At 40.4% G+C, this 15,038-nt stretch carries 10 protein-coding genes and 2 pseudogenes; 11 read left to right on the top strand and 1 reads right to left on the bottom strand.

The window, feature by feature from the left end; translation table 11 throughout:
• Positions 1 to 91: 91 nt before the first annotated feature.
• Complete coding sequence (locus tag AAEY55_RS02995) at positions 92 to 1,447, top strand: EAL domain-containing protein (RefSeq protein ID WP_350549995.1); 1,356 nt, start codon at positions 92 to 94, stop codon at positions 1,445 to 1,447.
• 2 nt (positions 1,448 to 1,449) lie between these two features.
• Here the strand turns inward: AAEY55_RS02995 and AAEY55_RS02990 are convergent, their stop codons facing one another.
• On the bottom strand, positions 1,450 to 2,358 hold the full coding sequence (locus tag AAEY55_RS02990) for a 1-aminocyclopropane-1-carboxylate deaminase/D-cysteine desulfhydrase (RefSeq protein ID WP_011329345.1): 909 nt from the start codon (positions 2,356 to 2,358) through the stop codon (positions 1,450 to 1,452).
• A 304-nt stretch (positions 2,359 to 2,662) separates the two neighbouring features.
• Here AAEY55_RS02990 and AAEY55_RS02985 point away from each other — a divergent pair, with 304 nt between their 5' ends.
• From AAEY55_RS02985 to AAEY55_RS02945, 10 genes and pseudogenes are all read left to right on the top strand, one after another.
• The gene (locus AAEY55_RS02985) at positions 2,663 to 3,367 is read left to right on the top strand and encodes an MSHA biogenesis protein MshI (protein WP_306288429.1); all 705 of its coding nucleotides are present in this window, start codon (positions 2,663 to 2,665) and stop codon (positions 3,365 to 3,367) included.
• Positions 3,368 to 3,480: 113 nt separating this feature from the next.
• Positions 3,481 to 4,398: pseudogene (locus AAEY55_RS02980) on the top strand (ISAs1 family transposase); the annotation flags it as partial.
• 9 nt (positions 4,399 to 4,407) lie between these two features.
• Positions 4,408 to 4,464: pseudogene (locus tag AAEY55_RS18760) on the top strand (hypothetical protein); the annotation flags it as partial.
• A 120-nt stretch (positions 4,465 to 4,584) separates the two neighbouring features.
• Positions 4,585 to 6,624: a formylglycine-generating enzyme family protein gene (locus AAEY55_RS02975; RefSeq protein WP_350549990.1), complete on the top strand. Its 2,040-nt coding sequence runs from the start codon at positions 4,585 to 4,587 to the stop codon at positions 6,622 to 6,624.
• Positions 6,625 to 6,751: 127 nt separating this feature from the next.
• Positions 6,752 to 7,795 carry a rod shape-determining protein gene (locus AAEY55_RS02970; RefSeq protein ID WP_011329327.1) on the top strand — a complete coding sequence of 348 codons (1,044 nt, stop codon included), beginning with the start codon at positions 6,752 to 6,754 and terminating at the stop codon, positions 7,793 to 7,795.
• Complete coding sequence (gene mreC / locus AAEY55_RS02965; RefSeq protein WP_172459221.1) at positions 7,795 to 8,637, top strand: rod shape-determining protein MreC; 843 nt, start codon at positions 7,795 to 7,797, stop codon at positions 8,635 to 8,637. The genes AAEY55_RS02970 and mreC overlap by 1 nt, the downstream gene beginning before the upstream one ends.
• The gene (mreD, locus tag AAEY55_RS02960) at positions 8,630 to 9,109 is read left to right on the top strand and encodes a rod shape-determining protein MreD (RefSeq protein WP_350549986.1); all 480 of its coding nucleotides are present in this window, start codon (positions 8,630 to 8,632) and stop codon (positions 9,107 to 9,109) included. The genes mreC and mreD overlap by 8 nt, the downstream gene beginning before the upstream one ends.
• Positions 9,109 to 9,678, top strand: coding sequence for a nucleoside triphosphate pyrophosphatase (locus tag AAEY55_RS02955; protein ID WP_179806922.1), 570 nt, complete (start codon positions 9,109 to 9,111; stop codon positions 9,676 to 9,678). The genes mreD and AAEY55_RS02955 overlap by 1 nt, the downstream gene beginning before the upstream one ends.
• A 1-nt stretch (position 9,679) precedes the next feature.
• Positions 9,680 to 11,152, top strand: coding sequence for a ribonuclease G (rng, locus tag AAEY55_RS02950; protein ID WP_011329323.1), 1,473 nt, complete (start codon positions 9,680 to 9,682; stop codon positions 11,150 to 11,152).
• Entirely contained in the window at positions 11,152 to 15,003 is a 3,852-nt protein-coding gene (locus tag AAEY55_RS02945) for a YhdP family protein (RefSeq protein WP_350549983.1), read from the top strand. The genes rng and AAEY55_RS02945 overlap by 1 nt, the downstream gene beginning before the upstream one ends.
• Positions 15,004 to 15,038: the final 35 nt, after the last annotated feature.

The following is a 15,038-nucleotide window of genomic DNA, read 5'->3' as shown; positions in this document are numbered from 1 at the left end:
TATAAATGCAATACTAAACTTTTACTATTACCTTGTGCTTATTGGGATCTTAGACAACACTTTAGCTAGTAATTTAACTAGCGAGTGCATTATGCAAAAGGGTAAGCTTAAGTTTATTAACCGCTTTAAGGCTCATCTTGTTGTGTTGCTAAATTTAATTATATTAGCGGCAACTCGCTGGGTTACTCATTTAGCAACTCTAGTAGCGCCATTGAAATCAAGGTGTAATGTAAAGCATAAAATAGAGGCAGAAACAGCGCCTATTAATACTTTAGATAATGATCGCCCTTTGAGTGAGAGTACGGCTGCAGCTTATAATATATTTGCCCTGATCGAGTGTCATTGTCATTTTGATCCCAGTACTGATCTAGAAGCTAGTTTTAAAATTCTACTTGCAAAAAACTTACCTGCGTTAAACTATATTTCAGTTAAATTATTAAGTGCGGGTAACTTAGCGGTAACCATAAAGCATATTCCAATCATTAAGTTAGAGCTGTACATTGAGCGCTTAAATTTTTGTGCACTAACAATATGTAAAAAGCATCAAAAACACTTAACGGCAAAAAATGTAAAAATAGGCCTGTGTAATTACAGAGCAAGTGCTAATCAAACACTGGTTTATCAACAAGCAAAGTCTGCGTTAACTTTATCGCAGCAAAGCCCATTACAGCATTGTCATCGCTTGGGAATAAGCCATAGCCGAGTAAATATATTTTCGAATAACCAAATAATAAAAAGCATTAAAAAAAATAAATTTGTAATTTATTTTCAGCCTTTATTTGAACTCGATAGTGGGCGTATTTTGCAACATGAAGTGTTGATTAGAGTACGCGGTGGCGCTAATGAGTTGCTGCTAGCTAATGCTGGCATTAATCAGCTAGATAATGATCAAGACGCATTTTTATTTGATCAAGCAATTATCATCAAAGTTAAAAAGCTATTACTAGCAGATACTTCAGCCGCAATTATTAGCATTAGCTTACATCCTAAAAATTGGTTTAACAAAGCGTTTTGGCAATGGCTAATAACGCAAGTAAGCGATTTTAAAATAGAGCATAAACTACAATTTGAAATAAATGCAGCAGACTTTTTTAAATATCAAATACGTTTACAAGGCGTATTAAAAATAATAACTAAGCTAAATTATCAGATTATTATTGATGGTATTAAAAGTAGCGACCATATTATTCAACTGGTTAATTATCCACAAGTTTTAGGAGTTAAATTAGCCTACGATTTAGTGCACTCAATAGAGGCAAGCACGCATCAACAAAGTTGTGTAAAAAACATTGTAAATGCTTGCCAGTTATTAAATATAGCGGTATTTGCTAGTGACGTAGAAACCAAACAAGAGCTACAAATGCTTACTATTTTAGGGGTAGATGCCGCGCAGGGGTTTTATTTTACGCAGTTGTTGCCTGATTTTACACAAACTGTATTTCATTAATTTTAAATAAGTCCTCTGTATTTTAAACCATCTAATCCTTGTAACCCACCCGTATGAACCGCAATAATTTTACTGCCTGGCGCAAAGTAGTCCTGCGCAATTAATTGCCACAAAGCATGCATCATTTTACCAGTATAAATAGGCTCTAATGGCAGTTGGTGCTCAGTTTTCATGTATTGGCAAAACTGCCAAAGTTCGGCAGAAAACTTACCATAACCACCACCATGAAAATCACATAATAATTGCCAATTAGTTTGTGAAGCGGCTTTAGGGCTAAGCGCTTTAATTTCATCGCGTAAATAGTCAGCTTGTTTTAGTACCGCAATTCCCAGTACCGTTGTATTAACTGAACTGCCTTCAATAAGCCCCGCTAAGGTGCCACCGCTTCCTGTGGGGCAAACTAAGTAGTCGTGCTTAGGTAAGCTCAGGGCAAGCTCTTTACAACCCTCAAGCGCCAGTTTATTTGTCCCACCTTCAGGTAAAATATAGGCATTAGGGAAACGCGATTGCAACTGCGTTAAATAATCGCTTTGGCTACGTTGTTTGTACTCTATACGTGTGATTGGGTGTAGCTGCATACCACATTGCTGTGCGAACAAAAGTGTAGGATTGTTAGGGTCTAGTTCTGGGCCGCGAATAATCCCGTGCGTTTTTATATTAAAAAACTTGCCAGCCGCCGCACACGCATGAATATGATTAGAAAAAGCACCACCAAAAGTGAGTAATTCAGTTTTTTTAAGCGCCTGCATCTGGGCTAAATTGTATTTAAGCTTTCGCCATTTATTTCCACTTATGAGGGGGTGGAGTAGATCATCGCGCTTAACGCCTAAAAATATATTTTTGCGCTTTAATAAATCACTATCTATTTGTTGTATTTGGTTGTTTTCATTTATTTTAAGTTTATTTAACATTGTTTATGATAATCACTTGGCAAAGTAATGAAAATGTACGGCAGTTAGTACATCGACTAATAATAATAGTAGCTATATGAAAAGAAAACTGTTTTCACTGTTTTCCTTGTTCAAGCGTAGTTTAGATAAAAATACAGTTGTGGGTGTAGCAACATATGCTAATACCGTTAATGCAGTCTGTTTAAAAAAATAGTATGGACACTGGAAAATACACAAATATCACAGTGTAGAGATCACTGAAAAACATGACTATACTGCTGCAATTACGCTATGTACGCAACAGGTTAGTAGTGATGTGTGCGCAGTGAACTTAGTTATTCCTCATTCTCTTTATCAAATTGTACAAATAGAAAAACCCGCACTAAGTGATGAAGAGATCATTCAATCGCTACCGTGGACAACGAAAGATCTAGTCGATATTGATCCTGAAAATATTGTTGCTGATTTTATTGATTATCCAATTACATTGCCGATGCAAAGTAAAAAAATGAACGTGTTTATTACCAGTAAGCTGCAGTTATTGCCGTTTATAGATAGTTTTAAGCAGGTAAAGCCTCTTTTACGGACTATGACATCAGAGGAAATGACTCTTGTAACTCTACTCGGCACGAGTAAAGACGCCCACATGCTCATTGTGCAGCATGCCAGCTTTGAGCCACGTATTTTAATTATTCGCGATGGGCAGCTATTACTTACTCGGCGTTTAAATGGCTTACTGGGTATGTCAGATAAAGATCAAAGCCAAGAGTTGGTAGAGGCATTTGGACTTGAAATTCAGCGTTCTATGGACTTTTTTGAGAGCCAGTTGAAGCAGCCACCTATTCGCAGTATTCAGCTACAGTGTGACGATTTGACGTCACTAACACTTAGAGCAGAGTTGGCTGAGTTTTTACAAGTTAAAGTGATTGATTTTAAACCAACCCTAGACCTAGCACAGCAATTAGAAACGCAATATTACTACGCATTGGGTGCGGCTTATCAATTAACTGAGCCGGAGTCTGTGATATGAAAACCCGGATTAACTTTTATCAAAAGTCCTTACGTGTAAGGCGTGATCCAGTATTACTGCAAAATATGCTAATGCTGTGGCGCGTTAATTATTGCACTTAATACTTGAATTCGAGTCGCGTCATGTGTCGGTTAAAAGCAAATGAAATAGAAAGGGCATTTCAATCTTGGATATCATCACTGATTGAAACTACAGGTGCAGATATCATCGCTATCGATGGCAAAACCGCACGGCGTTCATTTACCACAAAAGACAGAAAAAGTGCCTTACACACGGTCAGTGCATGGAGTTGCCAACACCAGTTAGTGCTTGGGCAGACGGCTGTTGATAATAAAACAAATGAAATCACCGCAATACCAGAATTACTCACCCTGCTCGATATTGAAAACAGTATCATTACGTTAGATGCGATGGGATGCCAACAAGAAATAGCAAAACAAATCATCCAACAAAAAGCAGATTATATTCTTGCACTTAAAGGTAATCATTCAGGCATGCAAAAGGAACTAGAAGCGTGGTGGCACAAGTGCGAGCGTGAAAGGTTAACTCAGCATAATTGTGATGAACATACCGAAATAAGCTCAGGACATGGGCGTGTTGAAACACGTACATGCCAGCAGTTACTTATAGATAAAAGCTGGTTAGGCAAGGATTATCGTTGGCCTGGCTTAACGAGTATTATTAAGGTCAGGGCTGAAGTTCATGATAAGTCGGCAGGGTCGGATACCACTGAAACACGCTGGTATATAAGTTCATTAGACTTAAATGCAGCGCAAGCACTCAATGCAGTACGCAGTCACTGGCAGGTTGAAAGCATGCATTGGATGCTTGATATGAACTTCAGAGAAGATGAATCGAGAATACGCAAACTTCAAGGGCCATTAATGTTTAATGTAATGCGAAAGATAGCCATGGCGCTTTTTAAACAAGATGCATCTAAGTCAGCAAGTATGGCGAGGAAAAAGAAAATGGCAGGGCTAGACGATGATTACCGCTCAACCCTGCTAGAGTCTGGGATTAAAATGCGCTAGCCGTGACAATTTGGCCACTTTCGAGGGAATGATCGGGTTATTTACTGGCGTGAAACACGTGAATAGTTGTAAACTTAGATAATAATTGAACAAAGCTTGTGTTTTGTGCTTCAAGTACATAGCATAAGGCTTTATTTTAGAAAAATAATAACGACCAAATAATTGCCGCTTTTTGGGACTGAATATATGCGAATTACTCCTTTATCTCTGTTAATTTCAGCTAGTTTGTTGGCTAGTAGTGCATTTGCACAAGACACAGCAACAGTAACTGGAATTGAATCTGAGATTAGTACAAAACAGATCGACTATGACAAATCTACAACAATACTTGATAAACATTTAAAAGAAGAAAGCCAACTGCAAACCCAGTTGCAACTTTTGCGTTCACGTTCAACCGAGTTAGATAAAGAAAAAAACCAAGCACTCGACGCGATGAATGAAATGTACCGTCGTTTAATTGATGATCCTAGCATTGATATAACCGCTGCTCAGGCGCGTTATCAAAAAGCTGTGGCCGATCACAAGCAAAATAAAGATGATATTTCTATGCAGTTGGCGGCAATTGCATCCCACCGTAAAGACATTGAGCAAATTCGTGTGGCTAAACACACGCTTTTAAACACTTTAGAGAGCTTAAAAGAGCAGTTAACTACCGCCAGAGTAGAGCGTTTACGTAACGAATTTACCCGCGAAGGCACGTTAGAGGTTAATCACACAATTAATTGTAAGCGTACCGAAACACTTGCAGCGTGTGAGCAACGCGGACAGCAAATGGGGTTACAAAAAGCGACTAAGCGTTTTGTTGACCAAATATTTGCTAACTTAACTGAAGAGCGTTTAGTTGAACCCAAACGTAATTTGGCCGGTGCTCAGGTACAAATTTTAAGTAGTCATGTGGTAAAAAGTGCATTTAGTGGCCAAGGCAATTATAACGTTAATTTAAGCGTTACTATGCGTGGTGAAGTTAACAGTAGCCGTTTATGTAACTTATTAAGCATTGATAACCGCTACTGCTCTGAATACGGCACGCCCATGGCGGCAACATATCAGCCTACTTACAGCACAACTTTTTCAGATAGTCAGTTAACATTCAGTAAGCACGCGGATAATGGCAACGTTTCGGCGGCTCGTTTAAACGAGCAACCAGTGCGTGATTATGCAGTAAAGCCTATGGTAACAAACAACTCGGTTATTGCTAATAACGATAAAAACCAAGCAGTAGAATTAACGCTACGCTCAAACGTATACGACGACGAAGTGTTTATTGATGGGGTTAGCTTTGGCTCAACCCGCTTAGTAACCCGCTTACCGCGAGGTGTGCACAATATTGAAGTGCGCAAGCTTGGTTATAAACCTTATCAGGTACGTGTTGATTTAAATAAAGCACAAACCGTGCATGCCAATTTAGTAAAAAAGTCAGAGTCGATTGCTGCACCGACATACACGCGTGAGCAACCAGAGCAAACAACTCGTAAAGTTAGCGACAACATTAGTGTATTAAACGCTAATGTAAAAACTTCGGTAGTTGTTATTCCGGCAGGTAAATTTAAAATGGGCGATATTAATGGCAATGGTTTAGCCAATGAGCGCCCAGTTATTGAAAAAGTAATTGCCAACTCTTTTGCTATGCAAAGCAAAGAAGTGACAGTAGGTGAGTATGAGCAGTTTGCTGCTAATACAGGCTACAAAACACAAGCTGAGCAAGGTAAAGGCTGCGCCTATTATTTAAATGGCGAACCCGTATGGGAAGCTAATTTAAATTGGCGTAATCCTGGGTTTGAGCAAACAAGTGATTTTCCGGCTGTTTGTTTAACTTATAGCGACGCTAAAGCGTATGCTGATTGGTTGTCAGGGCAAACAGGTCAACAGTTTCGTTTACCTAATGAGGTTGAGTGGGAATACGCTGCACGCGCAGGTAGTCAAACAGAATACCCTTGGGGTAACGATATTGGTAAAAATTTAGCGAATTGTGGCTGGTGTGGTAGTCAATGGTCAAACAAGAGTGCTGCACCGGTAGGATCATTTTCTCCTAATGCATTTGGTTTATACGATACCGTAGGCAATGTATGGGAATGGACTAACAAAAACTCGGGTGAGTCGGATGTTGCGGTTAGAGGTGGAGCGTGGAATTTTGCGCCTAGCCTTGCACGTGCCTCAACGCGATTAATATTAGCGCCCGACTTTAGAGCTAACTACATAGGTTTTCGCTTAGTTCGCGAACGATAAATAGGAAGCTTTGCTTCCTTTTTTAACTAAATTACAAAGGCAGCTGTGCTTAATATCGCTCATTATATTAGCGTATTAAAGTGAAAGCAGCTTAAATAAGAACGTATTTCAAAGGTCATCCAGCCTCATGTTTAAAAAACTCCGTGGTATTTTTTCAAACGATCTATCGATCGACTTGGGTACAGCCAATACCCTCATTTATGTAAAAGAAGAAGGCATAGTACTTAACGAACCATCAGTGGTTGCTATTCGTCAAGAGCGTGCTGGTGGGCCTAAAAGCGTTGCTTCAGTAGGTACTGAAGCAAAGCAGATGTTAGGCCGTACGCCTGGTAACATTAAAGCTATTCGACCAATGAAAGACGGCGTAATTGCCGATTTTTATGTTACCGAAAAAATGTTACAGCATTTTATTAAGCAAGTGCATAACAATAACTTTATGCGTCCAAGTCCACGTGTACTTATATGTGTGCCTTGTGGTGCAACCCAAGTAGAAAAACGTGCAATACGTGAATCTGCAATGGGAGCGGGTGCTCGCGAAGTGTATTTAATTGAAGAGCCAATGGCTGCGGCAATTGGTGCAGGTTTACCGGTATCAGAAGCCACAGGTTCTATGGTTGTTGATATTGGTGGCGGTACTACCGAAGTGGCTATTATTTCGTTAAACGGCGTAGTTTACTCCTCGTCGGTACGTATTGGTGGCGATAAGTTTGACGAGGCAATTATTAATTATGTGCGTCGTAACTTTGGTAGCCTGATAGGCGAAGCTACTGCTGAAAATATTAAGCATCAAATTGGTTCTGCTTTTAAAACCGATGAACCAATCGAAATTGAAGTGCGTGGCCGTAATTTAGCCGAAGGCGTACCGCGCTCATTTATATTAAACTCGCACGAAATTCTTGAAGCGCTACAAGAGCCATTAATGGGAATTGTTAGTGCTGTAATGGTTGCCCTTGAGCAATCACCGCCAGAGCTAGCGTCAGATATTTCAGCACACGGTATGGTGTTAACCGGTGGTGGTGCATTACTAAAAGATTTAGATCGTTTATTAATGGAAGAGACTGGTATTCCAGTTGTGGTTGCTGATGATCCGCTTACATGTGTTGCCCGTGGTGGTGGTAAAGCGCTTGAAATGATAGACGTGCACGGCGGTGATGTATTTAGTTACGACTAATGAAATCAATGTTTGCACAAACCGTTTCCTTGCAACTGCGACTCTTTGTCGCAGTGCTTTTGAGTGTCATACTGATTATTGGCGATAAGTACACCGAAGGTGGAACAAACGTTCGTACTAGTTTAAATACACTGGTTAGCCCATTAATTTATGTGGCTAATTTACCCTACGAAGTATTTAGCTTTGGTGCAAAAAGCTTACATACCCGCGATCAATTACTTACCGAAAATGAAGCGCTGAAAAAAAAGCAAATGCTGCAAAGCGAGCAGCTACAGCAATACCAGTTTTTGAGCAGAGAGAATCAAAAATTGCGCGCCTTATTAGGCTCATCGGCTAAACCGTCAAATCGTAAAATTATTGCGCAAGTACTGTCAGTTCATTCAAACCCGTATAGCCATCAAGTTGTTATAAACCGAGGAACCACCAATGGACTTAGCGAAAGCCAAGCCGTAATTGATGATATGGGTGTAGTAGGGCAGCTTACCAAAGTAGGCTCAACCACCTCGCGCGTGTTATTAATGACCGACACTACCCACGCTACGCCGGTACGTATTTTACGTAACGATGTGCGTACAGTGGTTGAAGGCATAGGTAAAATTAATGTTGTTAAGCTCTCTCATGTACCGCATAGCCTAGATGTACGTATTGGCGATGTATTAGTGACCTCAGGTCTTGGAGGCATCTTTCCGGAGGGCTACCCCGTTGCCGTAGTTACTGAAATAAATCGCGATGAAGGCCAGCCGTTTGCACAAGTTTATGCAGAACCCATAGCGCAGCTAGATCGTATTAGATTATTAGTAGTGCTGTGGCGAAATCAACAGGAGCAGGTTAGCGATGATTAATCGTTATTCGTTGTTAATTGCACTGAGCATTTTTTTTGCGTTAGTAATGGCTTTGATGCCGTTACCGTTTTCGTTTGAATCCTTTCGTCCTGACTGGGTGCTATTGGTATTAATGTATTGGTCACTTGCTGTGCCACATCGTTTAAATATAGGAACCGCATGGATTGTAGGCTTATTAATAGATTTAGCTTCTGGTTCGCCGCTAGGGGTTAATTCACTTACTTATTCAATCTGTATTTTTGTTACCGCCAGTAATTTTCAAAAAATCCGTAACTTTTCGCTATGGCAACAAAGCTTATTAATTGGCTTATTTTTAACTCTCTATCACTTAATGCAGTTTTGGCTAAATCACTTTTTATTGGGTGTGTACTTTAGCCCGCAATACTTATGGCCTGTGCTTACAGGTATGTTGAGTTGGGTATGGGTGTTTTTATTACTGCGTAAATACCGTAGACATTTTAGGATCAGATAATGACCAACGCCGTATATTTGGCATCTGCCTCGCCTCGCCGTAAAGAGCTTTTAACGCAACTAGGAATCGAATTTACACAGTTTAGTGTTGATGCCGACGAGAGCCAACTCCCCAATGAACCACCTTATGATTATGTAGAGCGCTTAGCGCGTTTAAAGGCGCAGTCGGGTGTAGCACTTGGTTATACCGATCGCCCAGTGCTAGGCAGCGATACCGTAGTGGTTATTGACAATAAATCACTTGGTAAGCCTTGTGATGAAAATGACTTTACCCATACATTAAAGCGCTTGTCGGGCAATACTCACCAGGTATTAACCGCGGTTGCTTTTGCAACAACAGATAAGGTGCTTAGCTGCGTAGTAAGTACTAATGTTACTTTTAAAACCCTCAGCGATGATGAAATACATACCTACTGGCAAAGTGGCGAGCCACAAGATAAAGCAGGAGGATATGGCATTCAAGGCTTAGGCGGTCGATTTGTTACTCATATTTCGGGTAGCTATTTTGCTGTAGTAGGCTTACCTTTATACGAGACCGAACAATTATTACAAACATTCTTAAGAGGCTAGCATGAGTATAGAATTACTAATTAATGTCACGCCAAGTGAAAGCCGTGTTGCCCTAATAGAAAACGGTGTTCTACAAGAAATACAATTAGAGCGAATTGGCAATTTAGGGATTGTTGGTAATATTTACTTAGGAAAAATTAGCCGTGTTTTACCCGGCATGCAAGCCGCCTTTGTTGATATAGGCCTTGAAAAAGCTGCATTCTTACACGCCTCAGATATTGTAAATAGCGCCTCTATTGTTGAAGGTGTTGACGATACCCCGATTAAAAAAGTACAAGATATTCGTGAGCTAGTGCGCCAAGGGCAATATATTATGGTGCAAGTGGTAAAAGATCCACTGGGTACTAAAGGCGCGCGTTTAACTACCGACATTACCATACCTTCTCGCTATTTAGTGTTTATGCCCGACGCCACCCACGTTGGCGTAAGCCAGCGTATAGAAACAGAAGAAGAGCGTGGCAGATTAAAGAAAATCGTTGCTGAATACAGCGATGAAAACGGCAGCTTTATTGTGCGAACCGCCGCAGAAGGCGCAAGCGAAGCCGAATTAAGGCACGATGCTGCATTTTTACAAAAATTGTGGCAAAAAGTGGTGTCACGCCGTAAAAAAACCAGTAAAGCCAGTATCTTACATGAAGACTTAACCCTTGCTTTTAGAACGCTACGTGACTATGTGGGCGAAGACATGGAACGCATTAGGGTTGACTCTAAACTAACCTACCAAGAGCTTAAATTATTTACCGAAGAGTTTGTGCCAATTTTGTCGCAAGTGCTTGAATATTATCCGGGTGAGCGCCCCATTTTTGATTTGTTTGATGTTGAAAACGAAATACAAAAAGCGCTGCATCGTAAAGTAACCCTTAAATCGGGTGGCTATTTAATTATCGATCAAACCGAAGCGATGACCACGGTTGATGTTAATACTGGTGCATTTGTTGGTCATCGTAATTTAGAAGAAACCATTTTTAATACCAATGTTGAAGCAACTTCTGCTATTGCGCGCCAGCTTAGGCTGCGTAATTTAGGCGGTATTATTATTATCGATTTTATCGATATGGTAAGTGAAGATCATAAACGCCGCGTAATGCATTCGCTCGAATCGGCATTAGCAAAAGATCGTGCTAAAGCTAATATTAATGGCTTGTCGGCATTAGGTTTAGTAGAAATGACCCGTAAGCGCACCCGCGAAAGCTTAGAACATATATTATGTGATGTTTGTCCTGCGTGTTCTGGTCGTGGTTCACAAAAAACAGTAGAAACAGTGTGCTACGAATTACTGCGCGAAATAGTGAGGGTTAATCGTGCTTACGATGCAGATAAGTTTGTGGTTTATGCCGCGCCAGCGGTATGTGAAGCATTACTAAACGATGAATATCATAACTTAGCCGAGTTAGAACTATTTATTGGCAAACAGGTCAATATTCAAGTTGAGAGTTTATACAGCCAAGAGCAGTTTGATGTGGTAATGATGTAATGAAAGCAAAAGCGGTCTGTTTTTTTTGTTTTAGAAAGTTATGGCAAACGTGTGCCATAATTTTAGTGTTACTGGCCGTGACTGTTTCTATTTTAAAATATACCCTACCTTATGCAAACGACTATAAAGATAATATAGAGAACTACCTACATACCAAGTTTGATATTAGTTTATCAATCGGCTCTATTTCAGCAAGTTGGCAAGGTAGCGGGCCTGCTTTAGTGCTCGAAAACCTATCATTTAAAGACAACCAAACTGCACCTATTGCACTCACTATAGCTAAAACCAGCTTAGAGCTTAACTTGTGGGAAAGCTTAAAAACGCTGCAATTAAAGTCAAACTACTTTGTAATAAATGGCTTTCATACCAGTATTAAAGTAGCTAATTTAATTGCCAAAAATGAAGGCGAAGTGTCGTTTGAACAAAAAGAGTTAATAGAAGAGCTATTTTTGGGTGACACAGGCCACTTCGCAATAGAAAACTCCAGCATTAACTTTATTTTAGAAGACGGTACTGAGCGTAAGTTACTGTTAGAGAATATTGTTTGGCAAAATCAAAATAAGCAACATTTAGGTAGCGGTAGCTTAGCATTACCGGGTATTTCGGTGGGAAGTTTTGATGCGCGAATTGCACTCAAAGGCGATACTATTGAAAAAATGGCAGGCGACATGTATGTGCAAGCTAATGAGGTAGATGTATCTAACTGGTTAGCGCAATATATTAATACCGAAAAACAGCAACTGCACAGCAACATAAACTTACAAGCTTGGTTAGAGCTTAATCAAGGTTTAGTGAGTGATGTTAAAGTACAGTGGTTACCTAGTTTTGCACGTTGGGAGTTGGCTGGAGAAAAACAACAGCTGAGCCTAAGCGAAGGGGGATTTCATTTATTTCCTGAACAAAAAAGCTGGCGGTTGAAAAGCACGGGGTTAGCGTTTAATAGTAATGATAAAAGCTGGCCGAGTTTAGAGTTTGAGGCACTGCTGGGTAAGCAAAATAAAATTTGGTTACAGCAAGTTGATATAGCGCTACTTAGCGATTTAGCCGAGCTGACTAACTTTAATAACCTAACGCCATTTTTACAGCGCCAACCTAGTGGGCAAATAAAGCAAGCTTACTTAGACTATACCAATAGTGAGCAATGGCAGCTGTGGTTTGAAGCCGATAATATTGGCTGGCAAGAGCAGCACGCAATACCTGCCGCACAAGAACTGCGAGTTAGTGCTCTGGTTAATCAGCAATACGGGCGAATTACCCTGTTTGGTGAAAATAACAGCCTAATTACCGGTGATAGTTTTAGCCAAAATATAGATTATGAGCAATTAAATATAGAGCTCAATTTAGCCAAGCGCAGTAATGCTTGGCACATTAGTAGTGACAATATTTGGTTTAATAATGATGAAGTAACCTTTGCTGCAGAAATGCAGCTTAGCTTAGGCGACGAACCGCGTTTAGATTTATACGCCGAAGCATTTGCACCCGACGCGAGTATTGCTGGGCACTATTTTCCTTTAAAAGCGATGAGCCCTGAATTAGTTAGCTATTTAAATGGCGCTATAAAAGGCGGTGAAGTGTCAAAAGCACAAGTGCTTTTTGCAGGCCCGCTAACAGGCTTTCCATTTAGTGACGGCTCTGGGCAGTTTGATGTGTTAGCACAAATAGATAACGCCACTTATCAGTTTGATCCCGACTGGCCTGCAGTTACTAACGCCAGCGCCCAGTTACATTTTGCCAACGAGCGCATGGATATTTATAGCCAGCAAGGCAAGTTAGTAAATTTAGCTGTGGGTAGTAGTGTACGCGTTAGCATTAGCGATTTAATGCATGCCGATGAGCTAGTAGTTAAAATAGATAAGCAAGCCGAGCTTGAAAAAATGCACTACTTTTTTGCGGCCACGCCACTTGCCAGCCCGCTTGCTGAAATTTTTAAAATTGTGCAAGGTAAAGGCGAAGCTAGTGCAGATATAGAGCTGTTAATTGGTTCTAAATTTGCTAATGGTGCAAGTGTGAGCGGCAAAGTAAATTTAATAGACTTACCTGTTTATATTGCGACTCCAGGCATTGAACTGGATAACTTAAACGGCGAGCTGCATTTTAAAAACAATGAAATAACCCTCACTAATGCCACTGCAACATGGTTGGGCATGCCACTCAATATTAACTATGACAGCAAAAGTATTGAGCAAGATTATCGCGCCAATATAAACATAAAAGCGCAGCTAGATGCCGAGACTCTTATTGCGAGCGGCCAAGGGTTATTAAAAAACTACCTTAGCGGGAAAAGTGCAGCCGATATTGGTTTAGTGCTTAACTTTACCGAACAAGGGTTTGATTATCGTGCGCAAGTAACCTCGTCATTAATTGGTTTAAGCAGTACTTTACCGGGTGACTATACTAAAAGCAGCGAGCAAGCATGGCCACTCAATGCAGTTATTCAAGGCGATAATATATCTAACTTAATTACCGCTAATATAAAGCAGCTATTTTATTTTAACGCCATTTTAGATAACGCCAACACCCACTTTAACAATGCTCATTTTGTTATCGGTAAAAATGATTTAGGGCTTAATAAAAAAGATTTAGCGGTTAGTATTAATTTACCACAAACCGATTTGCTTCCGTGGCTAGAGTTAATTGAGCAAATTATAAATGTATCTAAGCAAGGCTCAGAGCAAGCATCAGCTAGTGTTATGCCACCACTGCATGAAGTACTTGCTAATATAGAAAAACTTAATATTAGTGACGTGCAATTTAATGACTTTGAAATGCGCTTAGCACCTACCCAAAACGATTTATACCTAAAGTTAAATGCTAAAGAGTTGCGTGCAGGGGTGTTAATTCCTATCTCGCAAGCCAGCCAGCCGATTCGAATTAATAGCGATTATTTAAGGGTTAACTTTATTGAACCTGCAAACGTTAAGCCAGTTGCAAGCACAGAAACAGCCGATGACGTAAGCTGGCTTACTCAGCTACCCGCAATAGAATTTGAATGTGGCGACTGTAAGGTGAGTCAGTATCAGTTAGGTAAAGTAAGCGCGTCTTTATTGGGGGATGGTAAGCGGCTTGTTATTTCTGAGTTAGTGGTTGATAAGAACGATCATATTTTACGCACCCATGGGCAGTGGCAAAATGGCCAAACGCAACTCAGCGGTGAGCTTAAAAGTGAGGATATAGGCGCATTATTTAATGAGTTTGACTTAACCACTGCAATTAAAGATTCAAACGCAACCATTAACTATAATCTTGCATGGCAAGCAGCCCCGTATAACCTTGATGTAGCAAGTCTGTCGGGCAATATTGATTGGCGTTTAGGCGAAGGACATTTAACTGAGGTTAGTGATGGTGGCGCGCGGGTGTTCTCGTTACTGAGCCTAGATTCACTAGTGCGTAAATTAAAACTCGATTTTAGAGATGTGTTTTCCAAAGGTTTTTTTTATAACAGCATGCAAGGCACAATGCAGCTTGATAAAGGCATTGCCTACACTCAAGATACTAAAATGGATGGTGTACCAGCCGACTTAACCATTAAAGGTTATGCTAATTTAAATACCCTAGAAATAGACTACGACCTAGCGGTTGCGCCGCAAGTAACCTCCAGCATACCTATAATAGTAGCTTGGATGGTTAACCCCGTTACCGGCCTTGCTGCGCTTGCTATAGATAAAGTGATTCACTCGGCGCGCGTTATTTCCGAAATAAACTTTAAAGTAACCGGTAAAATGAATGACCCGCAAGTACAAGAACTTGACCGTAAAAGTCGTGAAGTAACGCTACCACAAGCGGCGCAAAATCAGCCTCAAGCAGCAACAAAGCTTAAACTAAAAGACGCTGAGGTGAGCGTTACCCAATGAGAAATAGTCAATGAGAAATAGCTAATGAGTGCTAC

This window comes from Pseudoalteromonas sp. 120-MNA-CIBAN-0494 (assembly GCF_040308885.1).
In the GTDB taxonomy this organism is placed as follows: Bacteria; Pseudomonadota; Gammaproteobacteria; order Enterobacterales; family Alteromonadaceae; genus Pseudoalteromonas; species Pseudoalteromonas nigrifaciens.
Note: the sequence above shows the minus strand (reverse complement) of the source record. Positions and strands in the feature narration are given on the sequence as shown.